We start from the raw sequence: 24,885 nt of genomic DNA, 5'->3' as shown, positions 1-24,885 counted from the left end.
GGTCGCACCTTGATACGCGTCAAAACGACAAAGGTTTCACATTCCCATGTCAACCACAGTAGAACCGCAGTCGGGCACCAGCAGCGTCCGCGCGAAAAACAAAGACCTCCCTCAGGTTGGTAACCCGGCAGCAGACAAAATCTTCTCCGGTGTCTCCCTGGGTGCTGGCGTCCTCATTCTCATTGTCCTGGCAGCTGTCGCAATCTTCCTGGTCGCCCAGGCCATGCCGGTCTTTACCACAGATTCAGCAGATCTTCCCAGCGGTAGCTTCATCCAGTACATTATTCCGCTGACCATCGGCACCCTGATTGCCTCCACCATCGCCCTACTCTTGGCAACGCCCATCGGCATTGGTGTAGCTCTCTTCATCTCCCACTACGCCCCCCGCAACCTGGCTAAGGGCATCGGCTACGTCATCGACCTGCTGGCCGCTATCCCCTCCGTCATCTTCGGTGCCTGGGGCGCCTCAGTACTGGCACCCAAGATTGTGCCCTTCTATGAATGGCTGGCCACCTACCTCGGCTTCATCCCCATCTTTGAAGGCCCCGCCTCACAGACCGGTAAGACCATCTTGACCGCAGGTATCGTCCTGGGCATCATGATTCTGCCCATCATTACCTCCATGTGCCGCGAAATCTTCATCCAGACCCCCGTCTTGCAGGAAGAAGCAGCCCTGGGCCTGGGTGCCACCCGCTGGGAGATGATTCGTATGACCGTCTTCCCCTTCGCCCGCGCCGGCATCATCTCAGCAGTCATGCTGGCTCTAGGCCGTGCCCTGGGTGAAACTATGGCAGTGACCTTGGTACTGGCCTCCGGCCCGCTCACTGCCTCTCTCATCCAGTCCGGTAACCAGACGTTCGCCTCAGAAATCGCCCTCAACTTCCCCGAAGCCTACGGCCTGCGCATGTCTGAACTTATCGCAGCTGGTCTGGTACTCTTCGTGATTACCCTCATCGTCAACATCATGGCCCGCATGATCGTGGCCCGCTACAAGGACTTCTCAGGAGCTAACTAATGTCTGTAGCTACCACCTCATCCCGCTTCGCCACCCGCCAGGCCCCCAAATGGCTACCCCTAGCCGTTGGCGCAGGAGCCCTGATTCTTGGTGCTGCTATGAGCGCACTCACTGGCTTCTCCATCGCCACCTTCGCCCTCTTTACAGGCCTCATCTTCGTTATCGCAGGCCCCCTAGCCGTTGCCTCCTTTGAAGGTAAACGCAAGGGTCAGGACGCCTTCGCCCGCTACCTGGTCTACGGCACCTTCCTGGTGGCCCTCATCCCCCTGGTCTCAGTGCTCTACACGGTACTAGCCAAGGGTATTCCCGGCCTATCAGGTAACTTCCTGGGCACCTCCATGAAGGGTGTCACCGGTGTGCACGATAATGCCGCAGCCGCAGGTGAAGGCCCCATCCTTGGCGGTATCTACCACGCCATCATCGGTACCCTAGAAATTACCCTGCTGGCCACCGTCATCTCGGTTCCTATCGGCCTGCTCACCGCCATCTACCTGGTGGAATACGGTCAGGGCAAGTGGCTCTCTAAGGCCATCACCTTCTTCGTAGACGTCATGACAGGTATCCCCTCCATTGTGGCTGGTCTCTTCGCAGCCTCCTTCTTCGCCCTAGTATCAGGAAACCCTATGACCCGTATGGGCCTGGTGGCAGCCGTCGCCCTGTCGGTCCTCATGATTCCTACCGTGGTGCGTAACGCCGAAGAGATGCTGCGTATCGTACCTAACGAGCTGCGCGAAGCCTCCTACGCCCTGGGTGTGCGTAAATGGCGCACCATCATGAAGGTTGTTATCCCCACCGCTATCTCGGGTATCGCCTCAGGTGTCACCCTGGCTATTGCCCGCGTCATCGGTGAGACTGCACCTATTCTGGTCACCGCAGGTTTTGTCACCTCCATCAACTGGAGTGCCTTCAACGGCTGGATGGCCACCCTGCCCACCTACATCTACTACCAGATTATGACGCCCACCAGCCCCACTGCCGCCTCCGTCTCAGAGACTCGCGCCTGGGCTGCTGCGTTGATCCTCATTATTATCGTGATGGTGCTCAACCTTATCGCCCGAACCGTCGCAAAGATCTTCGCTCCCAAGACCGGCCGATAAAACCCTACAGCGCACCAGCTAGCGCACCTACCGGCCACCAAGACTTTTAGAAAAAGGAAACTCCATGTCAAAGCGCATCGACGTTGAAAACCTGAACGTGTACTACGGCGACTTCCTCGCAGTAGAAGACATCTCCATGGAAATCGAACCTCGCACCGTCACCGCCTTCATCGGCCCCTCCGGTTGTGGTAAGTCAACCTTCCTGCGCACCCTTAACCGCATGCACGAGGTAATCCCTGGCGCCCGCGTTGAAGGTAAGGTCCTGCTCGATGGTGAAAACCTCTACGGTAAGGGTGTTGACCCTGTAGTCGTCCGCTCACAGATCGGTATGGTCTTCCAGCGCCCCAACCCCTTTCCCACCATGTCAATTCGTGAGAACGTGCTGGCTGGCGTCAAGCTCAACAACCGTAAAATCTCCCGAACCGAGGCAGATGAGCTGGTTGAGTCATCCCTGCGTGGCGCTAACCTCTGGAACGAGGTCAAGGACCGCCTGGACAAGCCGGGCTCCGGCCTCTCCGGTGGTCAGCAGCAGCGCCTGTGCATCGCCCGCTCTATTGCGGTCAAGCCCGATGTAATCCTCATGGACGAGCCCTGCTCCGCCCTTGACCCCATCTCAACCCTGGCTGTTGAAGACCTCATCAACGAGCTCAAAGAAAACTTCACCGTAGTTATCGTGACCCACAATATGCAGCAGGCAGCCCGCGTCTCAGACAAGACCGCCTTCTTCAACATTGCAGGCACTGGCAAGCCCGGCAAGCTCATTGAGTACGCCCCCACCCAGGAAATCTTCAACAACCCCAGCCAGAAGGCGACCGAAGACTACGTCTCAGGTCGCTTCGGCTAAACCGCTAGCTGCCCGCCTAGGCGGGCGCAACAACTTCCCTCACCCCGTATCTCTGCGGGGGAGGGAACACCATGGGAATGTGTGTGCCGCCCGGCCCCGTACTCCTTTCGCTGCTGGAAAGGACGGGGTCGGGCGGCTTTTGTTGAGACTGCTCTCAGCACCCGGAGCCTAAAGCTGGGCACCGCAGGCAGGTGGCCTCATAGGGGTTATTCGCCGCGCATCTTGCGGCGCACCCAACCGCGTAAGGTCGCGTTTTCTTCAGCCTCAATCAAAGAATCAGCTAGTTCGGCGTTGCGGCGTTCTAGCTCGTCGGCCCGGCTTTGGGCCTGGTCACGTTGGAGTAGCCGCTGGTAGTCCCATGAGAGGGCGCGGTCACTTTCTGCGCTGGCCTGGGCGGCGGCAAGAGAGATCTCGGCAATATCGTCGCGGACGAGCAGGTTGGTAATGTTCCATTCGCCAGTAAAGATGGTGGGGGTGCTTCCCAGTTCGCGGACGGCTGGGGCGGGCTTCCCTGCCCGGTGGAGGAGCAGGTGGGCGACGGCGTCCCACCAGCTGACGGAGAATTCGCGTAGCTGATTGGTTCGTGCTCGTAGGCTTTCAGAGAGTTCGTTGCGTAGCTGAATAACCTCGTGCAGGGCTGCTGCTGGGGCCTCAGAGTTGAGAAGAGCTAGGGGGATGGCGTAGTTTTCAGCCCCGTACTGTTCCATCATGCCGCGTATGCACATGTTGCTGTGAGCATCAGGTAGCAGGGCTATGAAGGGCACACCGGCGGAGAGAGAAAAAACGCCGGGGTGGTAGTGGGTGGAGAAGCCGATGAAGGCTTTGCTGTGCACCTGGGTGGCCATGTCCGCGTGGAGGACCGGTAGCTGGGTGGGGTTAGAGAACATGTGTGAGGCAATCTCGGCGTGGGTAGCCGCATCGCCCTGGTCTGTGAGGGAGCCTCCCAGGTGGGGTAGGAAGACGGTGTGTAGGCCGTAGTTGCGGTGCATGTCATCTAGGAGCTGCCCGATGACCCGGGCTTGCCCTGCGTTGAGGCCTGAGAAGGTGGCGCAAATGTAGCGCTCAGGTAGGTTGGTGGTGGGTTGCCCGAGTAGGGAGTGGCCTTGGGGCTGGTAGAAAGTGGCATCGTCCACCACGAGGTGGGATGTGATAGCCCGTTTAAAGGCCCAGGCGTGTGAGGAGCGTTCCCGCATGCCGATGAGCTGGGCGCAGCTGAGCATATCGTGCAGGATTTTTGTGTCGGCGTCGGTGAGCACCGGCCCTACTGACTGGCTAGAGATTATGAGGGGAATCCCGTGGGTTTTTGCTACTAGGGCGTAGGCGGCGCGTTCGTAGAGAAGGTGCCCGCTTGATGAGTTCATGGTGCCGCCGCCTGCCAAGACGATGCCGTCCATGTCTGCTACCTGACGGACGAAAGTGGTGATCTCTTCACTGGCGGGGTAGCCGACCAGGTGCTGTTTGACCTGATCTAGGAAGATTTCGCGTTCGGCGGGAGGGGCCGGGACGTTGAGAGTCTTGATGTACCCGGTGGCTGTGCCTATGGGGGCTTGGGAGTGCTCGATGGTGCGGGTTGCGATGAAGACTTCGTAGCCGCGGCGGGTGAGCTCGTCGGCGGTGGCGATACCCGTGGCTTCGTCGCCGGTGTGGTACGCAGATTTCCCTAGGTCTGCGAGCACGAGAATGCGAGGCATGATTAGCGGTTTCCTTTCACAAAGCGTTGTGCGCTACGGGGAGTGCGCCCGAGGCGCCGCTCATGTGGGGTGAGTAGCTGGGAGGGGTACGAGGGTTCCTCCTGTACAGTCTAGTCGCACATTGCTGGTGGTGGGAGCGCTATAGCAGGGGTGAGAGCGCCAGGAAGAGGGTTGCTGAGAGTACGAAGCAGATGGGCATGGTAATCAGCCAGGTCAAGATAATGCGCAGCACGATTTTGTAGCGTACCGCAGCGAAGCGCTGGTTGACCCCTGAGCCGAGCACGGCTGAGGCTGCGAGGTGAGAGGAGGAGACGGGGGTATTTAAGAAGAATTGGAGCAGCACCATGGCCAGGGCTGTTGAGCTTTGTGCTACTGCCCCGCGGAAAGGGTCAACTTTGACCATCTGGTGGGCGAAGGTATAGCCGATACGGGAACTTCCTCGGAGGGTGCCAAGACCTAGCACGAGGGCAAGGAAGACAGCTGAGACTATGTAGGTGGCAGGGCCTGCTTCTAGCCCGGCTGCGAGGAGTAGAACAGCGTAGATGACGACGACCCGCTGCCCGGTCTGGATGCCGTGAACCAGGGAGATAAGGGAGTTAGCTAGGGAGAGCACGCTACGGGAGAAGCGGTTGACGGTGGCAGGGTAGGAACGCCGAAATAGGCCGTAGAAGGGGAAGACAGCTGCCCAGGCTACAAGGAAGAGGAGGATAGGTGCCAGGATAAGGGGCACGACGATGAAGGTGGCGAGGGGCTCTGAGAAGGGGTTGAAGGTTCCAAGGCCGGTGGTTTGAGCTGCCCATGCTGCCCCTGCTAGGCCCCCGATGAGGGCGTGGGTGGACGATGAGGGGATGCGGAACCACCAGGTGATAATGCTCCAGCTGATAGCTGTGATGAGGGCGGTAAAGATGAGCCCTAGGCCGGTCTGGTTTGGGGGTACGGTCAGCCAGTGGGTGGTGACTGACCCGAGCATGATACCGGTTGTCGCCATCCCGATGGTGTTGAAGAGGGCGCTGGTGCGGAGGGCTATTTTGGGGGTGAGGGCCCGGGTTTTAACGGGTATTGCGGTGGCGTTGGGGGCGTCGTGAAAGCCGGTGACGAAGGTGAAGGCAATCAGGGCTAGGCAGCTGAGGGTAAAGAGGGTGAGGGTCACTAGGATTCCTGCACGATGATGCGGCCAATTTCGGTGGCGACGGTGCGCATTGCTTCTGAGGCTTCTATGAGCTTGTGCACGAACCGGGTGGTTTGTAGGTAGCGGGTTTGCTTGTAGCGGTCTTGAATGTCTGCGTCGTATTCTTCGGCCATGCGCACCGCTTGTTTGGTGATGCGTATCAGGGTGATCCAGTAGTCGTCGAGGTCGCGGAGGGTGCTGAGTTTGGGGATGGTTTCGGTGGTGAGCAGGGCTTGGCGTTGGATGATGTCGAGCACGGTGGCTGCCTTGGGTGAGAACCGTACAATGTGGTAGAGGTGCAGGATGTTAGCTGCTGAGGTGAGTTTTTCTACCACGTTGTTGAGCGAGACGGCTAGGGTGTAGATGTCTTCGCGGGGGATGGGGGTTGAGAAGGAGCTGCGCACCGCGGTCATGGTGGTGTGTAGCATGTCGAGGCTTGTTGCTTCGTGGGTGAGGGCGCGTTCGAGGAGTTCGGGGTAGCGTTCTTCTGGGGCACCGACCATTTCTGAGAGTAGGGCGGCTGCCCCTGTGACCTGTTCTGAGAGTGCAGCGAGGGCGGTCAGTGAGGTGTTTTCGTGGGGGAACATGCGTTGGAGCATGGGCCAGCTCTCCTGTGTGTGGTCGATCGGTCAGGTGCTGATGTTATGGTACCGTGCCAAGGTTAACGAGCTGACGCCCCTGGCCTCTTCCGGGGTGGACGCAGAAGCCGGGCTACCTGCCTCGTGGAAAGGGAGGCGGCGCCCGGCGTCTAGCGGTATGAAGTTTAGCGATGTCAGGCTGGGAGCGCCTCTCGGCGGAAGGCCGCTCGAAGCGGCTAAAGATTTGGAGCCCGGGGCTACCTATTAGCAGCCTGACATCTTGGTATCCATCATTCTCTTCTTCGTCAGTGGTGTCAACCCCCATCGTTGACCCCAAGAATTTTGCTTGTCGGGCAGGTGGGTGCGCGGCTGCTAGTCCAGGGTTCCTGCCCGCCAGTTGAGGGCTGCTTCTTCGAGTTCCCGGGCGGTACCGGTTAGTTTGCGGGCTGCTGACCGCAGGCGGGCGGCCCGCACCGCCGCCTCATCGCGCACCTCGGCGGAGGGGGAGTAGGTGCTGGTGGCTTCATGAGGGGGCCCGCCGCGTGGTGAGACGGTCTGGCCGTGCCGCAGTTCTAGGGCGACGTCGTCCTGACCTAGTGCCAGCACCCGGCAGAAAGCCGCAAAGCGGTTGAGGGCAACATCAAAATCGCCGGTGTAGGCCCCAGCAAGGATGGCATCAACGGTGGCACAAATTTCGTTGGCTGTGGGTGGGGAGGGCACCCCGGCTAGGGCCTGGGCCAGGTAGCTAGAGTGCATGCCACGCTCATAGTAGTGGCTCATGAGCTGAGAGTTAGCGCGAATCACCCCGCGCAGGGCGTAGATACGCCAAAGAGCCCCAGCGATGGTGACCGCTGCGGCCCTCGACCAGAGCTCTGCTACTGCTTCGATACCGAACTCATCGGTGTAGTGAACTAGGCGTTTAGTGACTGAGGGGTCTTCGTTGGCGCGTCCGCGCGAGAGCAGGGCACGGGCGGACGCCTGGGCGGCAGTAGCTAGGTCTTCTGGGCTACCTGCCCCCTGGTAGCGTTCAAACTTTTCGGTGGAGAGGCGGACGGGGCGGTGAAAGCGGGTCTCAGAGGGCATGCCTACCAGTGTAGATCTGCTAGGGGAGAAAGGGGAAGACTATGTGGTCAGGGGTAAAACCCGGGTGCGGGTGACGATGCTGGTGAGTATGAGAGCTGAGATGGTGCCGGCAAGGGTTTGGCCTGCCAGTACGGCGACTTGGAGCTGGGCTGCGAGTAGGGGTGAGGCCCCACCCATGAGAGCCCCAACGAAGGTTCCAGGCAGGGTGACCAGACCGGTGGCACGAGTCTGGTCAAGGCCGGGGGTGAGGGCTTCTGTGATTGCGGCTTTGGTGATGTCACGAAAGGCTACTGGGGCTGTGGCCCCTAAGGCTAGCCAGCCTTCAATTTCGCCTTGCCGGGCGGTGGCAAGGGCGGTGAAATTGCGGGCTGTGAGGGTGGTGATAGCCATGGTGCCGCCGATGACGATACCGGCAACAGCCACCAGATTTTGGGTGGAGTAGGGCACTAGCCCCAGGAGGAAGATGAGAGCAACAGAGATCAGCGGCCCAGTGATGATGGCCAGGGTGGTGGCTACTAGCCCATGATGGAGCTGCCTACTGTGCTTACCTGAGGTGGCGGTTGCGGTGGTAAGCATGAGGGCGATAAAGAGCACCAGGGCCCAAGGGGCCGCCAGGATGCCTTGTAGCAGAAGAGCAATCACGGCAAGTTGCAGGCAGGCCCGCACGGTAGCGATGTAGGGTTGCCAGCGTAGTCGGATCTTGTGCGCAATCAGGAGGGCTGTGGTGAGGCCAAGGAAGAGCAGCAGGGCTGCGATGTAGCTGGCCAGGGGGTTGTGCAGAAGATCGCTCACACAGTTATTACAGCACGGTAGCGGCGCGGACGCCCGCCACGGCTCGGGTTTTTGCAGGTTTGGGCTGGGAGAGTGTATAGTGGGAGACGCTGAGTTTACTCAGTGGATGCGCCTTTAGCTCAGTTGGTAGAGCATCGGACTTTTAATCCGTGGGTCGTGGGTTCGAGCCCCACAGGGCGCACACAACAAGCCCCGCTGGTATAGCCTGCGGGGCTCTTTATTTACCTTGGGTCTTATAGCCTGTTAACTTCTAAAAATCTCCCCTCCCAGGGGTCACCTTTTGTGCAACTATTGCGCCATGAGGGCGAGCATCTTGATCAGTTCGATACTCTTGGTCAAGGATTTGGAATCCTGCCTGACTAAGAATCTCGGCCATAAAACTATCAGGCCAGTACCAGGCCGGGGTGACCGCGTGGTTAAAGATTCCTAGAGATTTTCCCCGAAAATACCCAAGCAGGAGGGTGCCGTCCTCAGAAAGAACCGACCAGATACCTTTTAGTTCCTGTAAGAGTTGTTCTGGTGCGCAATGTATGAGGGAGTACCAAGCAAGAACCCCGCGATATTCCTTTCCTGCTTCATCTGCAACTGTTCCCACCTCAAACTGCTCATGAGGATATTTTTCTGAGGCAATTTCAATAAAAAGGGGAGTGGGGTCAAGGCCCTTCACCTTTATACCTTGTGATGCAATAAAATTTGTCCAGTGCCCAGGCCCGCATCCAAGGTCAAGGATAATCCCCGCGACGGAACTGGCCCAAGAGCTAACCAGCTTTCGATCGGCCTCTTTCGTAGCTTTAATATGTCCTAACACCGTTGCATATTCTTGAGCACGCTCAGAATAAGCAGCGATAGTTTGTGCGTGGCCCTCACGAGTTGGCATCTGGATGATTCCCTAACCTCTCATCTACAGATGAATTCTGTCGAATCCACAAGGAAGTATTGTCTGAGATAAGAGATGCTAAAAAATAGATAGAAGCCAATAGACTCTGAACATATGCGAGATCATCCTCGTAGCTTCCCTTGATGATAGGTTCATGGTGAGAGAAACGATTACGGTTGATATAAACAAAGTTGAGATGGCGCTCAAATTCGACTCTGCTGACCTTGGTTGACAGGCAGCTAGCAAACTTTGGCCAGACCGTTGCTTGGTAGTACTTTGAGAATAAATACCTCCAGAAATCAAAAGGTAGTTCTGCGATAACCCGACCGGCGTCCAAAGGCCTTGTCCCGCGCCGCGTTGCGCGTTCGACCGCTTTAACCACGCTTTTCTGAGCTTGATAGCTCAGCGGTAGGGCAGAGTTCTGAAACCAGTATTTGCCGTATCTGTCATCTTGGCGGAGGGCTCTGTCTACTGCATTTCGCAGTAGGATTTCGAGGTGGCCGATGTCAACTAAGAGTTCCTTGGTGATATGAGCATTCCAGTGGTAGACCTGCTCCGGATTCCTATACATCCTGTACCTGTGAAGTCGAGGTTCTGAGAACCACACCTCTAACTCTTCGACTGATACCTTCTTGTTTCCCATGGTTCTTAGCATTATAGTTGAGAATGAAAACCCCGGAACGATCCCTGCTCTTGCATATCGCCGGGGTTACTGTTTTTCAAGACAGTCTAAGATTTCTCGAAGCCCCGCTGAGTTTCTTTAGGCAAGCTGGTCAAGAACTTTTAATCCGTGGGTCGTGGGTTCGAGCCCCACAGGGCGCACATCTTCATCAGATGCACCCCGTTCCGGCGATGCCGGGGCGGGGTTTTCTGCATCTAGGCGGCAGAGGTGGGCGCCCCGTCCGCTTCTCTCTTATTATCGAGCGTGCGTCTTATCGCTGAGAGTGCACCTGCCAACTGCACGCTCAGCGATAAGACGCACGCTCGTTCTTGTCTAGGGGCAGGTGCTGCCCCAAAGCGCTCCCAAGAACCCGCCGCCTGTAACCCCCACTTTGAGCGGTCTAGTAGCCTCTCTATTTCTTAACCGGACGCAACCCGACCCGCCGGGTCCTCTGCACTCCATTGGGCCCAGGAGCCGTCATAGTCTGTGTTCGATGGTGCCCGACACGCTTCTTAATATTTTCCTTGTAAAGTTTCCCTTTCGGGATAAGTGGGTGTAATGTTTATTACATCAATGAAATGTAACTTCGAAGGAGAAGATGACCATGTCACGCGAATTCAAGACCGTAGCTGTTCTGGGCACCGGCGTCCTGGGCTCACAAATCATCATGCAGGCAGCCTGGCACGGCAAGAAGGTATTTGCCTACGATCCCTTCCCCGAAGCCCTCGAAAAACTAACCGACCGCTGGACCTGGATCCGTCAGGGCTACGAACAGGATCTTCCCGACTACACCCCCGAAAAGTTCGACGAAGCCATCGCCCGCATCGTCCCCACCAGTGACCTCAAAGAAGCGGTCGGCGACGTTGATATCGTCATCGAGGCTGTGCCTGAAAACCTCGACCTCAAGCGCGAAACCTGGGCTAAGGTCGGTGAACTTGCTGATGAGCGCACCCTGCTTGCCACCAACACCTCGTCCCTACTACCCTCTGACTTTGCAGACGCCAGTGGCCACACCGACCGCTTCCTGGCTATCCACTACGCCAACCGCGTCTGGATCCGCAACACCGCAGAGATTATGGGCACCGCCAAGACCGATGAAGAGAACATCAAGGACGCCATCCGCTACGCCGAAGAAACCGGCATGGTTCCCGTCTATGTCCGCAAGGAACAGCCCGGCTACCTGCTGAACTCCCTGCTCATTCCCTGGCTCGATGCCGGTGCAAAGCTCTACGTCAATGGTGTAGGCACCCCCGAGGAAATCGATAAGGCATGGACTATCGCCACCGGTACCAAATCCGGGCCCTTCGCCGCCTACGACACTGTGGGCTTCAACGTCGCCTCCCATATCGCTTCAGCGAGTGAGGACGCTACCGTGCGCGAGTTCGGTGCCAAGCTCAAGGAAGCTCTCGACGCTGGCTTCAGCGGTGTTGCCGACCGCAAGGGTTTCTACCTCTACGATGAGGATGGCAACATCACCGGCACCAATGACTACTGGACCGAAAACTTCGGTAAGTAGCGTTACCGTTCAACCGGGTGCAGACCGGCCGGGGCCTCTGTACCCCATTCGGCCCAGGAGCCGTCATAGACAGCCAGCTCGGTATAACCCGGAACGATCCCTGCTCTTGCATATCGCCGGGGTTTCTGTGCATTAGTTTCAGGTTTCCCCACACACAGGAAGACCTAAGATAGACCTTATTAAATTATTTGGTAAGGCTAACCTAATTAAGCTATGGTGGTGGTGCTCCTCATTCAACTACTCAGAAAGCACCCCCAATGAGCCCTCGCACAGGAACCCTACGGCGAATCGCCGCAACCACCTGCCTCATGCTTCTTGGTAGCACCTTCGCCTCATGTGCTGCCCCCTCAACACCCAGCAAGAACGCAGACGACACCACCGCTGCCGTCAGCTTCACCGATATCACCGGCCGCACCGTCGCCCTCGACAAGCAACCAGAACGAATCATCCTAGGAGAAGGCCGCTCTGTCTTCGCCACCGGCATCCTCAACAAAGAGCAACCACTCGACAAAGTCGTAGCCATCGGTAGCGACCTCAAATCCAACGTGCCCGATTACATGACCGAACTTGAAAAAGTTAACCCCGAGGTCAAAGACCTCCCCGAAATCGGCGGGTTCACCAAGGGCGACGTCGCTGTGGAAAACCTCATCAGCCTCCAACCAGACATCATTCTGCTCTCCCTTGACCAATACCAGGCCAGCGAAAAAACCGGTCTCATTGAGAAAATGGAAGAGTCCAACCTCACCTTCGCGGTCACAGACTTCCGCGCCAAACCCCTAGAAAACACCACCCGCTCCATGGACATCTTCGGTGAAGTCTTCGACCATGAGAAAGAAGCCCAAGACTTCAACAAAGAGTGGCAAGAAACCGTTGACCTAGTCAAAAGCCGCAGCGCTCAAATAGCGGACTCCGACAAGCCCACCACCTTCGTATGGCGCGCCGCTGCCTTAAGCGACTGCTGCCAATCATGGAACGACTCCAACATCTCCCAACTAGTTAACGTCGCCGCAGGAACCAACATCGGTGATGCTGTTATCGACGGCGAATCAGGGGCCCTCACCCCAGAAAAAGTTATCGAACAGAACCCTAACATCATCATCGCTACCGGCGGTGACTGGTCTGAGAAACGCAACAAAGAAGGCAACCCCGTCGGCTACGCAGCCCTAGGGTACCGCATCAGCGAAACAGAGGCACAAGAGAGCATCAACAAGCTCTACCAAGAACAAGCCGGCTTCGACACCCTCACCGCAGTAAAAACAGGCAACGTGCACGGCCTATGGCACCAGTTCTATAACTCCCCCTTCAACTACCTCGCCCTCCTGCAAATTGCATCTTGGATGCACCCTGAAGCATACGCAGACATCGACGTGAACACCCAGTGGATGCAAGCCCAAGAAAAATACTCCCCTGTCACCGGTGAAGGAACCTTCTTCAGCACCTCAATAGCACCCCATGAACAATAAATCTGCTGTCACCCAGCTAGCTACAGCCCACCGAAGACTCGTTACCAAACGACTTGCTCTTATCGCCGGTCTATGGGGCATAGCCCTAATTGCCTTCATCACCAGCAATATGGTCGGGGCAATCCCCCTCTCAGCAGGAGAAGTCATCAGGGGTCTCTTTCACCCCGCTGACCTCTCGCCGCAAACATATACCGTTGTGTGGGAATTGCGCCTACCCATGGCAGTCATGGCCGTCCTCATCGGTGCGTCCCTGTCGCTAGCTGGGGCTCAGATGCAGACTATTCTCAATAACCCCCTTGCAGAGCCTTTTACTCTAGGAGTCTCTGCAGGGGCCGCCTTCGGCGGAGCCGCAGCAATCGTCCTTAACTGGCAGATCCTCACTCACCCCCAACTTAACCTGGCTCTTATCGCCTGGCTCTCCGCCTTCCTTGCTACCACCGTCATTGTTGTAGCTGCGATTCTGCGCGGGGCACAAGCCGAAATAATGGTGCTCCTAGGCATCGGTCTAGTCTTCTTCTTCCAGGCCATGCTGGCACTTATCCAATACCAGGCCAGCACCGAAGCACTCTCACAAATCGTTTTCTGGTCACTAGGGTCAATGACGAGAGCTAACTGGGCAGCCAACGCCATCATGGCAGCGGTACTCGCCCTCTGCCTACCTCTCCTGCTTTCCCTTTCCTGGAAACTCACAGCCTTACGTATGGGCGAGGACCGTGCCGCAGCTATGGGCGTCAATACCTCCCGCCTGCGGGTGGGGGTGCTCATCATTGTCTCCCTACTAGCAGCAACCACAGTTGCTTTCGCCGGAATCATTGGATTTATCGGCCTGGTAGGCCCCCACATTGCTCGCATGCTGGTAGGGGAGGACCAACGGTATTTCATTCCCGCCTCAATGGCATCGGGAGTGGCCTTGATGTCGTGCGCCCACACCGTGAGCCTACTGGTTAAACCGGGAGTAACTATCCCCATCGGCATCGTGACCGCCCTCATCGGGGTGCCCTTCTTCATCACTATTGTTATGACCAGGAGGCGCTCGCTATGGAGCTCATAGTTGAGGGCCTATGTGCTGGCTACGGCAAACACCGTATTTTAGATAGCCTGACGCTAGCTCCACTCACTGGAGGCAAACTTGTTGGTGTCTTGGGCCCTAATGCTTCTGGGAAGACAACCCTGGTCAAAACGCTGGCCGGAATTCACAAGAAGCAAGATGGGGTTATCTATCTTAAGGACGAAAACGACCGGGGTATCGGGTATGTTCCGCAGGGCCTACCTCATACAGCTGCGCTACGGGCCTTTGAGACTGTCCTCATCGCCGCACGACGAGAAGGGCTCGCAGACCCCATCGACCATACGGCAACCGTGATGAACGAGCTGGGGCTAGCTGGGTTTGCCCAAAAGTATCTCTCAGAGCTATCTGGTGGGCAGCGTCAGCTTGTAGCTATCGCCCAGATGATGGTGAGCTCTCCTGCCCTCATGCTTTTGGACGAGCCGACCTCCGCCCTTGATGTGCACCACCAGATTTTTATCTTGGAGCAGGTACGCGCAAAAGCTCAGGCAGAGCAGAGCCTCGGTGTGGTCGTGCTGCACGATATTAATCTTGCTGCCCGGATGTGCGATGAGCTAATCGTGCTACACAAGGGCCGGATGCTGGCCCAGGGCAGCCCCTTAGAGGTGCTGACCCCACAAATTATAGATACCGTCTATCAGGTGGAGGCTGAGGTGCTGGTGCACCAGGGCTTTCCCCTGGTTATCCCCCAGGGCCTAGGGCCTACCAAGAACCCTGGCCTATAACCCTAGCGCTGGGGGAGCAGCCTCTCTATTTCTCAACCGGACGTAGACCGGCCGGATCCTCTGCACCCCATTCGGCCCAGGAGCCATCATAGACAGCCAGCTCGGTATAGCCCGAAACGTAGGCGGCCAGGGCAGTAATGCAGGCGGTTACACCGGAGCCGCACGAGAAAATCAGGGTTTCGGCATCTCCTGCCACCTGGTCAACAGCGGCCTTGATCTCTTCAGGGGCGCGGAAACGTCCTTGCTCATCGAGTAGGGACGTAAAGGGCAGATTGACTGAACCGGGAATATGCCCTGCCCGCAGGCCCGGGCGGGGCTCGGGGGCGGTGCCGGCAAAGCGTTCGGCGCTACGGGCATCAATGACGGCAGCGTCCTGCCGCTCAGCAAAAGCCTTGGTAGTCAGGGCGTCCACAAAGAGGCCACGGTCTTCTGCCGCAAAAGAGCCGGGGGTGAAGGGGCCCTCGTTGAGGGGGAGCTGGTTGAAACCGGCTGCCTCCCAGGCAGGTAAGCCCCCGTCGAGTACAGCGACGTTATCGTGCCCCATGGCCACAAACATGAACCAGCCGCGGGCTGCAGAGAACATGCCCTGGCGGTCATAGACCACGACGGCGGCGTCCTTACTGATACCTAGGGCGCGCACCTTGGCTTCAAAGTCTTCGGCACTGAGCATGGTGTGCACACCCTCGGGGGCGCTGAATTGGCCGTCAATATCAAAACGGCGGGCGCCCGGTATGCCGGTGCTAGCCCCGGCAAAGTCGCCCACAGAGGCATCCAGAATAACCAGGTTGGGGGCTGCGATATTGGTAGCTAGCCATTGGGCTCCTACGATGGGGAAGCGCAGGGTAAGCGCAGAGTTTTCGGGCATGATTAGCCTTTCACAGAAGGTCGGTTACCTTCCCTATGCTACGACCTAGTCCTTCCCTTGCGAAAGGCTGCGCCCCGGCGTCCTTCTACCCCATGGGTAAGGACGCCGGGGCGCAACTAGCCGGGCAACCGGAGCTTGGGGCTGGGCGGCTTAGAAGATGCCGCTTGCCTTGCGGCCGGTGTCGGTCAGGGTGATTTTGCGGGAGTCACGGTTCTGGTCGTTGCCGGTTGAGGTGTCACCGGCGATGCGACCTACCTGGGTGACGGTGACGTAATTGTAGAGGCGGCCCTCTGAGGTGAGGCCGTCACCGAAGTTGAGGTTAGCGACAAGCTGGGTTTCACCGGCCTTGATGGGGTTAGCCAGGGTGACCAGGAAGCTACGGGTTGAGGTTGCAGCGTCAAAGCCCAGATCGCGGGTATAAGCACCGTTAAACCAGCCGGGAGTGATGAGGCGGTCAACGCCGGTGGGGCCCGATGCCGTTTTCACGTCGATGCGGAAGGAGACGACGGGGAAGTCGCCGTAGTAGCGGTCAGCACCCACGTTCTTGAGGCGTAGAGCAACCAGGCCAGCGTAACCTTCAGCCTTCCAGGAAGATACGGTGAGGACGGGCTCGAGGTCGTAGGCGGGTGTGGCGGCCCGGGCTGCGGTTGAGGCAAAGGCCAGGGAGGCGGTGCCCAGAGCTAGGGAGGTGAGGGCGGTGCGACGGGTGATAGCAGTCTGCATGATTGTACTTTCTCTCAAAGACAGGTCGGTTTAGTAGGAGTCAGCGGGGTTGTTGTAGAGCTTGACGGTGACCTGGTTTTTGATAGGAACATTGGCGCGCCAGGCAACGGGGTTGGACCAGGTGCCGTTGAGCATGCAGTACTGCTGGGTTCCGGTCATGGCGATGGTGCGGAAGCCGTAGGTGGCTTCGCCGGTGTAGCCTGCGGGTACTTCGTAGGGGCCGATGGTCTGGCCGACGCTCCAAGACAGGGAGTAGGAGGCGTCCCCGCCTACGGTCTTGGCGATGGAGTAGGCGATGCCGGCGTTGATGCTGCCCTTGTCCAGGTTCTGGGTGCCGCCTAGATTAACTGAGGTTGTTTGGGTTTGGGAGCCGTTGACTGTCATGGTGACGGTCTGGGTCTTGGAGAGGTTTTGGGTTAGGCTGACCGGGGCTGAGGTCTTGTTGGTGGTTGAGATGGTGCCGACGGGGGTGAAGTTGTCGGTGACCTTGTAGACCACGGTGCGGTAGTCTTCCCAAGCGTTGCAGACGGGGCGAGCGTTGAGGATATTGGCCTTGATGGAATCGTTCTTGTGGTAGGTCTCCACGATGGGCAGAGTGGCGTTGAGGGCGGGGGCCTCGGGGTAAGTGTTGATGATGGTGCCCTTGCCAGTGTCGGTGCTTTCGGCGGCTGTGGCAGGTACGGACGCCATAGAGAGGGCTAGTGCAGCTGCTGAGAGGGTTGCTGCTACTTTGGGTGAGAGCTTCATGTTTTGCTCCTAGTGGTAGGGGTGTTTTGGGTGAGCTAAACGCTCACGTTTTATTCTAAAAAAGTGGTGTGGCATATTTCTAGTTACACTGAAGTGTTAAATTTGACGTGTAAGGAAGCTATGCCTATCAAGAATGTAGAAACTGTTACCGTTCTGGCCACTGGCGGCACTGACACTATGCCCGAGACAGCCCGTTACCTTGAGGCTCAGGCTCGCCTGGGGGAGAAGGTTGTGGTGCTGACCGGGGCTATGCAGCCTGCTTCTATGCGTCAGTCTGATGCCATTTTTAACCTGGGTGCGGCGGTGGCTGCTCTCAATTTGCTTCAACCTGGCGTCTATATCTCTATGCGCGGACGCGTCTTCCCGGCCTCAGCTGTTAGGAAAGATCGGGCGCGTGGCATCTTCCTGAGCGCGTAAACTCTGGTGAGCAGGGCCACCGGCCGGTAGGCTTAAAGCAAGCATTAGGTAACTACTGACCAGGAGGACTCACCGTGAGCCAGCACCCCGGTAACGACACCCCCACCGGCAACTATCAGCCCCAGCAGCCCCCGGCTTACCCCAACCAGGCTCAGCCTCCGGCCTACTCGGCAACCCAGCCTGGCTACTACAGCCAGCAGGGAGCGTATGCGGGTTACGCCCAGGCCTACGGGCAGGGACTACCTGAACATATGGACGCCCCTGAGCGCCCTCAGGCCCTGAAGACCGCTAGCCTCATCATGTACATCATGATTGGTCTGGGTCTTTTGGGCTCTATTCTTACTGCTATTTTCTACCAGGAGATTCAGCAGGCATCAACGAATGGGATTCTTTCCGTCTTTGGCAATATGGTTTCCCCTGAAGAGCGCGCAGCTATGGAAGCGGAGATGAACATCAACACGGAGCCCAGTATCATGGCTGCTGGAATCATTGTGAGCCTGGTCTGGGGGCTTATCTGGTCTGCTCTGCTGGTCTTCTTCACCATCATGATGAACAAGGGGCGCAACTGGGCCCGTATCGTCCTCACCATTGTTGCCAGCTTCCAGATACTTGGTTTGCTCCTGGGCCTGCTTTCTCTCTTCTTCTACTTCCACTGGAGCAATCTGACCGGCCTTATCGCCGGTGCCCTGGCCATCGTTTTCCTCATCTTTGTCTGGAAGAGCCCCGTCTCTGCCTACATGCGTGAGACCAAGATCTACCAGCAGTGGAAGCAGCAGCAGGCCTACCTGGGTACGACCCAGGGCTAACGGAAGTGCCCTCACCCCACCGAACTCACCCGGTTGCCGGTGGCCTCCGCCCAGCTACAAACCTGCGGACAGAGGCCACCGAGCTGCTGGGGCGGCTTACTGGTAGCACCGCTGCCACCTTTCACCCTGGCCAGTTCGAAGCTATTGAAGCTCTGGTGCAAGAACGCCGCCGGGCCCTAGTTATCCAGCGCACCGGCTGGGGCAAATCAGCGGTCTACTTCCTCTCCGCCCTGCTCCTGCGCCAGCGGGGTAGCGGCCCTGCCCTGATTGTCTCGCCCCTACTGGCTCTCATGCGCGACCAGGTGCAGGCTGCTACCCGTGCCGGGGTGCGGGCAGCGATGGTTAACTCCTCGAACGTGACTGAGTGGGATGCTGTGCGCACCCAGCTAGCAGCCGGTGAACTCGATGTTTTGCTGGTGGGCCCTGAGCGGCTCAATAACCCTTCTTTCCGGGCTGAATGGCTCCCTGAACTGGTGGCTACCTGCGGGCTGCTGGTGATTGACGAGGCCCACTGTATCTCGGATTGGGGCCACGACTTCCGCCCCGACTACCGCCGTATTCGTGACCTCATCGCAGCCCTACCCACCGGCGTCCCCGTGCTAGCTACTACCGCAACCGCTAACGAGCGGGTAGTGCAGGACGTCGCCGAACAGCTTGGCACTCACAGACAAGCAGCAGAGGGGCAGGGCCTAGCTGATGATGTTTTTATTCTGCGCGGGCCGCTCTCACGAGATTCATTACGCCTGGGTGTTCTGGCTCTACCAACGGCCAGCGACCGCCTGGGCTGGCTGTCCACCCACCTAGGCGACCTGCCAGGCTCTGGCATTGTTTATACCTTGACCGTTTCGGCGGCTGAAGATACAGCCACCGCCCTACGCGCAGCAGGCTATGAGGTACTGGCCTACACCGGTAAAACTGACCCCGATGAACGCCGAGAAGCCGAGAGCGCTCTTAAAGAAAACCGGGTCAAGGCCCTGATTGCTACCAGCGCCCTAGGGATGGGCTTTGATAAGCCCGACCTGGGGTTTGTGGTGCACCTGGGTGCCCCATCGAGTGCTGTGGCTTACTACCAGCAGGTAGGCCGAGCCGGGCGCGGCGCCGTTAAAGCTGACGTGCTTTTGCTTCCCGGTAGTGAAGATGCAGAAATCTGGGATTACTTTGCCACCGCCTCCATGCCCACCGAAGAGAACACCAGCGCCGTCCTAGCTGCCCTTAGCCAAGCAACCGCCACGGGGCAAGAGCTGAGCCTGCCTGCCCTTGAGGCCCGGGTCGATGTTAAACGCTCATCTCTTGACCTACTCCTTAAAGTTCTAGCTGTCGAGGGTGCGGTAGAACGCGGTGCCCGCGGCTGGGTAGCAACCGGTGCCCCCTGGGCCTACGATGCACCGCGCTACGCCCGGGTGCGCCAGGCCCGTGAACAGGAACAGGCTGCCATGCTGGCTTACCAGCACACCGACATCTGCCGCATGGTCTTCCTCGCCCGCGAACTAGATGACCATACCGCCGGCCCCTGCGGCATCTGCGACGTGTGCGCCGGCCCCTGGTACCCTACCGGCTTCAACCCTGCCCTGATAGAGCAAGCAGAATCTGCCCTCACCCGAGTGGGTGTGCCCATCGAACCGCGCGGCATGTGGCCTACCGGCCTTAACCAGCTAGCACCCCAAGCCACCCACGAGGTAACTGGCAAGCCCCTGCGCGGCAAAATTGCCGAAGCTGAACGAGCTAGCACCGGCCGGGCGCTGGCCCGCCTAACTGACCTGGGCTGGGGCAACCGTCTGCGTGAGATTTTTGTCCCCGGCCCCGATGGGCAGCCTGTGGACGGGCCGGTGCCAGCCGACCTGGGCCGGGCCAGCTTACAGGTGCTGGCCGAATGGGATTGGGAGCAGCGCCCTACTGCTGTGATTGGTTTGCCGTCGCCGGTGCGTCCGCAGCTGGTCTCATCGCTGGCCCGCGGTATCGCCTCAGCCGGGCGCCTGGTCGATTTAGGTGACTTTGAGGTAAAGGACGCCCCCGCCCACTTTGGTGGTAACAGTGTCTTTCGTTGTGCAGGGGTACTGGGGGCCTACAGTCTGCCCCCGGCGGCTGCTGACTACCTGGCCTCTAACCCGGGGCCGGTGCTGGTTGTTACCGATAGAATTGATTCTCGCTGGTCTACGACCGTTCTTGCCCGTATTCTGCGCGCAGCCGGTGCGACGAGCGTCCTGCCTTATGCCCTGGCCCTTACTCACTAAACATACGCTGAAGGAACCATGCCCCGCTCACCTTTGCCTGACCGTCCTCGTAATCTGAACCATGAGGCCTTGATGCGTCAGGCTATTGACCAGGCAAAATTGGCTTTGGCAAGTGGTGATGTTCCTATTGGTGCGCTTGTGGTGGATGCTGCTGGTCAGGTGATTGGGTGCGGCTATAACCGGCGGGAGGCGGACGCTGACCCCACCGCCCATGCGGAGGTTATCGCTATCCGCCAGGCCGCTGAGCATCTGGGGAGCTGGCGGTTGGAGGGCTGCACCCTGGTTGTTACCCTAGAACCCTGTTTGATGTGTGCTGGTGCGATTCTGCTGGCCCGTCTGCCTAGAGTGGTGATGGGGGCCTGGGAGGAGAAAACTGGTGCGGCCGGTAGTGTCTATGATGTTTTGCGTGATCGTAAGGTCAATCATTGGGTGGAGGTGTATTCCGGGGTGCTTGAGGGTGAATGTGCAGAGCTTCTGACTACTTTCTTTAGAAAACAACGCTAAGGGGTGGGAAGATGCCCTGAAACGCCCTACAGAAAGCCGCGTCTCCGCCCTCTCATCCTGTATCTTTGAAAAAGGAATAGTATTTTTTCAAATAAGGTAAGGGGTAGATGTGACCAAACAAGAGATAGAAGCGGTCGTCTACGCCCACCAGGCACCGGTAGTTGAAGCCAACTCGCGCCGCCCCGGACGCACCAACAAAACCCAGCTCAAACTCTTCCAAGCAGCCATGGACATCATGAGCGCAGATGGCCCCACCGCCACCACCGTGGAAGACATCGCAGAGCGCGCCGGAGTTTCAAAAGGCACGGTTTACTATAACTTCGGGTCAAAGAAGACCATGATAGACCAGCTCCTCCAATACGGGGCCAAGCTCCTGCTAGCGGAAATGACGCAGGCAAGCCAACACGAGGACCCCCGCGAAGCTCTACAAAGTGCCCTGCGCGTCGCCAATATCTACCTGGGTGAGCACCCCGGATTCGCCCGGCTCTGGATCTCTGAGCTCTGGCGGTCAGGGGAGCAGAGGTCACCTACTACCGATCTAATTCGCGCCGATATTATGCGTTTTATTCGTAAACTCATCAGTAATCTAAGTAGCCGCTATACGGTGCGAACTGATTATTCAATTGAGGGTGTCTCCGTCATTATTTTTGGTGCTGTTTTTATGCTCTCTATGGATAAAACCCGCCACGGGGCCGAGCGCACCTCTGATGAAGGAGCCAGACTAGCGATGCTCACCATCGACGGCTATATTCAAGGCACAGTTCCTTCTACGCACCTGACGAGGTTGAGCGGTTAGGGTATCTAGGGTAAGATTTCCAGAGTTTGGTGACGTGTCCGAGCGGCCGAAGGTGCAACACTCGAAATGTTGTGTACGGTAACCCCGTACCGAGGGTTCAAATCCCTCCGTCACCGCCAGTAAGAAAAACCCGTTTCCCCTAGTGAAAGCTAGGTGGGGCGGGTTTTTTCGTGCCCGAAAAAGGTTGCTTGACAAAAATCTGACAAAAAATGTTGAGCAAGTCGGCACTAAGGCGGGCTTCGGGTGCCCCTGCTGCGGGCCGGGCTTCGAGGTGCTGGTCGAGGGCTGGGCGGGTGTCAGCGAGCGCGGGCCGGGTGCTCGAGATTGGGGCGGACGCGGATAAATGGCGGGGCGGTTGGCCGGTGGCGGTGCCTGATACTGCTGGGCCTACGGGGTCAGTGGACGGCTACGGGGCGCGGGTGGCCGGTGGGGCCTGCTGGCTGGTGGTGCTCATAGTTCCCAGATTAACAGGGTCAGCACGGACGAGTGGGGGGGCGGGCACAGGCTGGACTAGGGCTGTGAGCTGTGGGGTGTCGCCCACTGTTCGAGCTGCTGGGCTATCTGCTCAAAGGTCAGTGAGTGCTCTGCTACCTGAACAACAAACTGTGCTTGCTCGTTATCTTCAAGCACCTCTAGGGGGAGAATATCCCAGTCATTCAGATACATGAACAGGACGGTGCAGGTGTAGGCGGTGCGCTTGTTGCCGTCCGTAAAAGGGTGATTCTGTACCAGCGCCTCTAGGAGGGCTGCGGCTTTGTTGAAGATACCGGGGTAAAGTTCGTGCCCTGCGTAGCTGGTGGCAGGGCGGGCTAGGGCGCTTTCTAGCAGGTGCTCCCCACCGGGTTTGAGGTGCTGGCCCGGTGCTAGGCGGGCGTGTACTGCTAGGGCTTCAGATAGGGCCACATATCGCATAGGGGGGGCGGGTGGGTGCGCTACTGGGTAGCCAGGATAGCGTTTACTCCCTCTAGGCGGTCGAGGACGGTTTCTAGCGCGTTCTGGAAGTCCTGGGTGGTGGCTGTGGTTTGGTGAGCGGTTGTGGTCATGGGGGCGCTCCTTTCGCTGTTGGTCTGCTGGTGTGGGTTAAGCCTAGCGTTAAGGGCGGGGCGGTGGCTAGGTGCTGGTGGTGTGTCTGCGAGCGCTCGCATACGGTTGGGGGTCTGCTGCTCTGCTCGTTGCGGTGGTGTTGGTGACTGGTCGAGGGCTGGGGTAGCTGTGGGCCGGTGGGGCTTGGGTCTGCGGGCCGGTGGTAGTTTTTAAGTATGCGTATTAAAGTTCTAGACCACCCCCTGGTAGACCACAAAATCACTGTTCTTCGCGATGAGACCACTCCGTCCCCGATTTTCCGCCAACTTGTTGATGAGCTGGTGACGCTATTAGCCTACGAAGCTACCCGTGATATTCGTGTAGAGCCACGCGAGGTCAAGACCCCTGTTGCAACTACTATGGGGTCGCACCTTGCGAGCCCCCGCCCCCTGATTGTGCCGATTCTGCGCGCTGGGCTGGGCATGCTAGAAGGTATGACCCGCCTGATTCCTACCGCAGAAGTAGGTTTCTTGGGTATGGCCCGCAATGAAGAAACCCTGGATATCGTCACTTATGCGGAGCGTCTGCCTGCAGACCTGACGGGCCGTCAGGTGTTTGTGCTTGACCCTATGCTGGCTACCGGTGGCACTCTGATTGAGGCGATTAAGTTCCTGCGCGCTCGCGGGGCTGAGCAGGTGACCTGCCTGTGCCTGTTGGGTGCCCCTGAGGGTATCGAGGCTCTTGAGAAGGGTCTTGAGGGCTTTGAGGATGTTGATCTTTTCTTGGCGGCTCAGGATGAGCGTTTGAATGATAAGGCCTATATTGTGCCTGGTTTGGGTGATGCTGGGGATCGCCTTTACGGGGTGGCTGAGTAGCGCCTTGTTGTGCTGTGCAGGGGGTGGCTTTCCTGTGGGTAAGCTGCCTCCCTTTCTTGTGGGGCGGACGAGTGTGTTTGGGGTGGTCTTTGACGGGAAAAATATTGCATGGTGAGATTTTTTCACTAGAGGGTATTGACAAATAATTTTTAGACGTTCTAGTTATTTACTTGCTTTATCAGGTAAAAATATGCAGAAAATCGGGGCTGATATTGCTTTATTTAGACTCTTAGGGTGAAAAAGTATGCTGTTGAATGTAAGGTTTTTCATGTTTACTGGCCCCTATTGAGGGGCTAGACTCAAATTAACGTAAAAAATAAGCGATTGTTACTTGCTTTAAGTACACATTCAGACAACGATTAAAAGCGGACAGTAGGCCTTCTACACAGGGTTTGCTCTCTAGTGGAACCACACACTCATTGCTCAACTCATTACAGGGAGAAGGTAGGCAAAATGTCAGGTGCACCGGGGTATGTTCACATCTCGCAGCGCAACCGTTCTGCCGCTCAGCGCCAACAGGGCGCAGCTGGTCATCAACGTGGTATCGCAAAGCAGCAACCCGCTAACCTTCGCCCTATGACCTATAAGCATGAGCCTCCACGCGTAGCTGCCCAGGAGAACGAGGCTCGTGGTTTCGTTATTTATGTGGGCCTGAGTGAAGAAGCTGCTGCCCAGCAGGGAACTTCTTTGGTGCGTATCGTGCAAGACACCCGTGCTTATGTGCAAGATCAGGTTCCTGGCGCTGAATCCTATGCGGCAGTGGCTCTGGCTCCTGCTGATGCGCAAGGTAGCGACCTTGAGGTCGTCCGTAACGCACTGGGCGACCCTACTGCCGTGCACTACCAGCCGGAGGCGGCCCCTGCGTCCGCTCATCACGGTAGCGAGGACGCCAAGCCCACTCACTCTGTGGGTGTCTTGATTGATCTTTCCCGTCGTGAGGTCTACTTGGACGGCGAATTGCTGAACCTCACCTACAAAGAGTTTGAGCTTCTTAACTACCTGGTCGAAAATGGTCAGCGTACCGTAGCCCGTGAGGAACTTCTGACCAGCCTCTGGCACGATGCTGAAGAAATCCCCAACGAGCGCACTATTGATGTGCATATTCGCCGTCTGCGTTCTAAGCTAGGGCGCCTATCAAACACCGTGCGTACTGTGCGCGGTCAGGGCTACCGTTTCTATGAGCACCCCGAGGTTGTTGTCTGGGCAGCACCGGAATACTCCATCTAAACCCAGCCCCCCCCTCAACGTAGCCCCTGCACCGGGGCGGGCACCGCAACCAGCTCTCCTGCCTGGTAAGCGGTGCCCCTTTTTGTGTGCGGACG

General features: G+C 57.9%; 24 protein-coding genes and 2 tRNA genes. 16 read left to right on the top strand and 10 right to left on the bottom strand.

Annotated features, from left to right (window positions below; genetic code table 11):
- Window positions 1-46: 46 nt before the first annotated feature.
- From pstC to pstB, 3 genes are all read left to right on the top strand, one after another.
- Window positions 47-1,015 carry a phosphate ABC transporter permease subunit PstC gene (pstC, locus tag ACED87_RS02590; protein WP_449089583.1) on the top strand — a complete coding sequence of 323 codons (969 nt, stop codon included), beginning with the start codon at window positions 47-49 and terminating at the stop codon, window positions 1,013-1,015.
- A complete protein-coding gene (gene pstA / locus ACED87_RS02585; RefSeq protein WP_449083117.1) occupies window positions 1,015-2,112 on the top strand; it encodes a phosphate ABC transporter permease PstA in 1,098 nt (365 codons plus the stop codon). Before pstC ends, pstA begins: the two co-directional genes overlap by 1 nt.
- 64 nt (window positions 2,113-2,176) lie before the next feature.
- Window positions 2,177-2,956, top strand: coding sequence for a phosphate ABC transporter ATP-binding protein PstB (gene pstB, locus ACED87_RS02580; RefSeq protein WP_449083119.1), 780 nt, complete (start codon window positions 2,177-2,179; stop codon window positions 2,954-2,956).
- Window positions 2,957-3,162: 206 nt separating this feature from the next.
- On the opposite strand, the gene ACED87_RS02575 is transcribed toward pstB, so the two are convergent.
- The 5 genes from ACED87_RS02575 to ACED87_RS02555 all read right to left on the bottom strand — a co-directional run bounded on the left by ACED87_RS02575 (window position 3,163) and on the right by ACED87_RS02555 (window position 8,268).
- Window positions 3,163-4,647, bottom strand: coding sequence for a polysaccharide pyruvyl transferase family protein (locus tag ACED87_RS02575; protein ID WP_449083121.1), 1,485 nt, complete (start codon window positions 4,645-4,647; stop codon window positions 3,163-3,165).
- 139 nt (window positions 4,648-4,786) lie between these two features.
- Window positions 4,787-5,797 carry an anion permease gene (locus ACED87_RS02570; RefSeq protein ID WP_449083122.1) on the bottom strand — a complete coding sequence of 337 codons (1,011 nt, stop codon included), beginning with the start codon at window positions 5,795-5,797 and terminating at the stop codon, window positions 4,787-4,789.
- Window positions 5,797-6,414 carry a DUF47 domain-containing protein gene (locus ACED87_RS02565; RefSeq protein WP_449083124.1) on the bottom strand — a complete coding sequence of 206 codons (618 nt, stop codon included), beginning with the start codon at window positions 6,412-6,414 and terminating at the stop codon, window positions 5,797-5,799. Before ACED87_RS02565 ends, ACED87_RS02570 begins: the two co-directional genes overlap by 1 nt.
- Before the next feature lie 351 nt (window positions 6,415-6,765).
- On the bottom strand, window positions 6,766-7,476 hold the full coding sequence (locus ACED87_RS02560; RefSeq protein WP_449083126.1) for a histone acetyltransferase: 711 nt from the start codon (window positions 7,474-7,476) through the stop codon (window positions 6,766-6,768).
- 39 nt (window positions 7,477-7,515) lie between these two features.
- Window positions 7,516-8,268, bottom strand: coding sequence for an ABC transporter permease (locus tag ACED87_RS02555; RefSeq protein WP_449083128.1), 753 nt, complete (start codon window positions 8,266-8,268; stop codon window positions 7,516-7,518).
- A 108-nt stretch (window positions 8,269-8,376) separates the two neighbouring features.
- Between ACED87_RS02555 and ACED87_RS02550 the strand changes: the two genes are divergently transcribed.
- A tRNA-Lys gene (locus ACED87_RS02550) sits at window positions 8,377-8,449 on the top strand.
- A 69-nt stretch (window positions 8,450-8,518) separates the two neighbouring features.
- On the opposite strand, the gene ACED87_RS02545 is transcribed toward ACED87_RS02550, so the two are convergent.
- Complete coding sequence (locus ACED87_RS02545) at window positions 8,519-9,145, bottom strand: class I SAM-dependent methyltransferase (protein ID WP_449089582.1); 627 nt, start codon at window positions 9,143-9,145, stop codon at window positions 8,519-8,521.
- Between the two features lie 1,265 nt (window positions 9,146-10,410).
- Here ACED87_RS02545 and ACED87_RS02540 point away from each other — a divergent pair.
- The 4 genes from ACED87_RS02540 (at window position 10,411) to ACED87_RS02525 (ending at window position 14,576) form a co-directional block, all read left to right on the top strand.
- On the top strand, window positions 10,411-11,322 hold the full coding sequence (locus ACED87_RS02540; RefSeq protein ID WP_449083129.1) for a 3-hydroxyacyl-CoA dehydrogenase NAD-binding domain-containing protein: 912 nt from the start codon (window positions 10,411-10,413) through the stop codon (window positions 11,320-11,322).
- A 257-nt stretch (window positions 11,323-11,579) separates the two neighbouring features.
- Window positions 11,580-12,785, top strand: coding sequence for an ABC transporter substrate-binding protein (locus tag ACED87_RS02535; protein ID WP_449083131.1), 1,206 nt, complete (start codon window positions 11,580-11,582; stop codon window positions 12,783-12,785).
- Window positions 12,775-13,836 (top strand): FecCD family ABC transporter permease, encoded by a 1,062-nt coding sequence (locus ACED87_RS02530; RefSeq protein ID WP_449083133.1) that lies wholly within the window; start codon window positions 12,775-12,777, stop codon window positions 13,834-13,836. Before ACED87_RS02535 ends, ACED87_RS02530 begins: the two co-directional genes overlap by 11 nt.
- Window positions 13,824-14,576 carry an ABC transporter ATP-binding protein gene (locus ACED87_RS02525; RefSeq protein ID WP_449089581.1) on the top strand — a complete coding sequence of 251 codons (753 nt, stop codon included), beginning with the start codon at window positions 13,824-13,826 and terminating at the stop codon, window positions 14,574-14,576. The genes ACED87_RS02530 and ACED87_RS02525 overlap by 13 nt, the downstream gene beginning before the upstream one ends.
- Window positions 14,577-14,601: 25 nt before the next feature.
- On the opposite strand, the gene ACED87_RS02520 is transcribed toward ACED87_RS02525, so the two are convergent.
- From ACED87_RS02520 to ACED87_RS02510, 3 genes are all read right to left on the bottom strand, one after another.
- Complete coding sequence (locus ACED87_RS02520; RefSeq protein ID WP_449089580.1) at window positions 14,602-15,441, bottom strand: sulfurtransferase; 840 nt, start codon at window positions 15,439-15,441, stop codon at window positions 14,602-14,604.
- Between the two features lie 150 nt (window positions 15,442-15,591).
- Window positions 15,592-16,164, bottom strand: coding sequence for a hypothetical protein (locus tag ACED87_RS02515; protein WP_449089579.1), 573 nt, complete (start codon window positions 16,162-16,164; stop codon window positions 15,592-15,594).
- Between the two features lie 30 nt (window positions 16,165-16,194).
- Window positions 16,195-16,911 (bottom strand): hypothetical protein, encoded by a 717-nt coding sequence (locus ACED87_RS02510; protein WP_449083140.1) that lies wholly within the window; start codon window positions 16,909-16,911, stop codon window positions 16,195-16,197.
- Between the two features lie 120 nt (window positions 16,912-17,031).
- On the opposite strand from ACED87_RS02510, the gene ACED87_RS02505 reads away from it, so the two are divergent.
- The 6 genes from ACED87_RS02505 (at window position 17,032) to ACED87_RS02480 (ending at window position 21,784) form a co-directional block, all read left to right on the top strand.
- Entirely contained in the window at window positions 17,032-17,328 is a 297-nt protein-coding gene (locus tag ACED87_RS02505) for an asparaginase domain-containing protein (RefSeq protein ID WP_449083142.1), read from the top strand.
- A 74-nt stretch (window positions 17,329-17,402) separates the two neighbouring features.
- Window positions 17,403-18,134: a hypothetical protein gene (locus ACED87_RS02500; protein ID WP_449083144.1), complete on the top strand. Its 732-nt coding sequence runs from the start codon at window positions 17,403-17,405 to the stop codon at window positions 18,132-18,134.
- Window positions 18,135-18,139: 5 nt separating this feature from the next.
- Window positions 18,140-20,365: a RecQ family ATP-dependent DNA helicase gene (locus ACED87_RS02495; RefSeq protein WP_449083247.1), complete on the top strand. Its 2,226-nt coding sequence runs from the start codon at window positions 18,140-18,142 to the stop codon at window positions 20,363-20,365.
- Window positions 20,366-20,383: 18 nt separating this feature from the next.
- On the top strand, window positions 20,384-20,869 hold the full coding sequence (tadA, locus tag ACED87_RS02490) for a tRNA adenosine(34) deaminase TadA (RefSeq protein ID WP_449083146.1): 486 nt from the start codon (window positions 20,384-20,386) through the stop codon (window positions 20,867-20,869).
- A gap of 109 nt (window positions 20,870-20,978) precedes the next feature.
- Window positions 20,979-21,665 (top strand): TetR/AcrR family transcriptional regulator, encoded by a 687-nt coding sequence (locus ACED87_RS02485; RefSeq protein ID WP_449083147.1) that lies wholly within the window; start codon window positions 20,979-20,981, stop codon window positions 21,663-21,665.
- A gap of 28 nt (window positions 21,666-21,693) precedes the next feature.
- Window positions 21,694-21,784 (top strand) — tRNA-Ser (locus ACED87_RS02480).
- 391 nt (window positions 21,785-22,175) lie between these two features.
- On the opposite strand, the gene ACED87_RS02475 is transcribed toward ACED87_RS02480, so the two are convergent.
- On the bottom strand, window positions 22,176-22,568 hold the full coding sequence (locus ACED87_RS02475; protein ID WP_449083149.1) for a type II toxin-antitoxin system death-on-curing family toxin: 393 nt from the start codon (window positions 22,566-22,568) through the stop codon (window positions 22,176-22,178).
- 356 nt (window positions 22,569-22,924) lie between these two features.
- Between ACED87_RS02475 and upp the strand changes: the two genes are divergently transcribed.
- Together upp and ACED87_RS02465 are read left to right on the top strand one after the other, a co-directional pair.
- Window positions 22,925-23,563, top strand: a complete 639-nt coding sequence (upp, locus tag ACED87_RS02470) for a uracil phosphoribosyltransferase (RefSeq protein ID WP_449083151.1) — start codon at window positions 22,925-22,927, stop codon at window positions 23,561-23,563.
- A gap of 453 nt (window positions 23,564-24,016) precedes the next feature.
- Complete coding sequence (locus ACED87_RS02465) at window positions 24,017-24,790, top strand: winged helix-turn-helix domain-containing protein (protein WP_449089578.1); 774 nt, start codon at window positions 24,017-24,019, stop codon at window positions 24,788-24,790.
- Window positions 24,791-24,885 lie beyond the last annotated feature (95 nt).

Source organism: Rothia sp. 32237D007AR (assembly GCF_053544675.1).
The sequence above is the reverse complement of the archived record's forward strand: the minus strand, read 5'-3'. Positions and strand labels throughout refer to the sequence as shown.

What these genes read in the sequence shown, in the direction of transcription:
- ACED87_RS02545 (WP_449089582.1), bottom strand. Translation starts at nt 9,145, where the DNA reads ATGCCAACTCGTGAGGGCCACGCACAAACTATCGCTGCTTATTCTGAG.
- pstA (WP_449083117.1), top strand. Translation starts at nt 1,015, where the DNA reads ATGTCTGTAGCTACCACCTCATCCCGCTTCGCCACCCGCCAGGCCCCC.
- ACED87_RS02515 (WP_449089579.1), bottom strand. Translation starts at nt 16,164, where the DNA reads ATGCAGACTGCTATCACCCGTCGCACCGCCCTCACCTCCCTAGCTCTG.
- ACED87_RS02530 (WP_449083133.1), top strand. Translation starts at nt 12,775, where the DNA reads ATGAACAATAAATCTGCTGTCACCCAGCTAGCTACAGCCCACCGAAGA.
- upp (WP_449083151.1), top strand. Translation starts at nt 22,925, where the DNA reads ATGCGTATTAAAGTTCTAGACCACCCCCTGGTAGACCACAAAATCACT.
- ACED87_RS02520 (WP_449089580.1), bottom strand. Translation starts at nt 15,441, where the DNA reads ATGCCCGAAAACTCTGCGCTTACCCTGCGCTTCCCCATCGTAGGAGCC.
- ACED87_RS02565 (WP_449083124.1), bottom strand. Translation starts at nt 6,414, where the DNA reads ATGCTCCAACGCATGTTCCCCCACGAAAACACCTCACTGACCGCCCTC.
- tadA (WP_449083146.1), top strand. Translation starts at nt 20,384, where the DNA reads ATGCCCCGCTCACCTTTGCCTGACCGTCCTCGTAATCTGAACCATGAG.
- pstB (WP_449083119.1), top strand. Translation starts at nt 2,177, where the DNA reads ATGTCAAAGCGCATCGACGTTGAAAACCTGAACGTGTACTACGGCGAC.
- ACED87_RS02505 (WP_449083142.1), top strand. Translation starts at nt 17,032, where the DNA reads ATGCCTATCAAGAATGTAGAAACTGTTACCGTTCTGGCCACTGGCGGC.
- ACED87_RS02560 (WP_449083126.1), bottom strand. Translation starts at nt 7,476, where the DNA reads ATGCCCTCTGAGACCCGCTTTCACCGCCCCGTCCGCCTCTCCACCGAA.
- ACED87_RS02525 (WP_449089581.1), top strand. Translation starts at nt 13,824, where the DNA reads ATGGAGCTCATAGTTGAGGGCCTATGTGCTGGCTACGGCAAACACCGT.
- ACED87_RS02465 (WP_449089578.1), top strand. Translation starts at nt 24,017, where the DNA reads ATGTCAGGTGCACCGGGGTATGTTCACATCTCGCAGCGCAACCGTTCT.
- ACED87_RS02535 (WP_449083131.1), top strand. Translation starts at nt 11,580, where the DNA reads ATGAGCCCTCGCACAGGAACCCTACGGCGAATCGCCGCAACCACCTGC.
- ACED87_RS02575 (WP_449083121.1), bottom strand. Translation starts at nt 4,647, where the DNA reads ATGCCTCGCATTCTCGTGCTCGCAGACCTAGGGAAATCTGCGTACCAC.
- pstC (WP_449089583.1), top strand. Translation starts at nt 47, where the DNA reads ATGTCAACCACAGTAGAACCGCAGTCGGGCACCAGCAGCGTCCGCGCG.
- ACED87_RS02510 (WP_449083140.1), bottom strand. Translation starts at nt 16,911, where the DNA reads ATGAAGCTCTCACCCAAAGTAGCAGCAACCCTCTCAGCAGCTGCACTA.
- ACED87_RS02540 (WP_449083129.1), top strand. Translation starts at nt 10,411, where the DNA reads ATGTCACGCGAATTCAAGACCGTAGCTGTTCTGGGCACCGGCGTCCTG.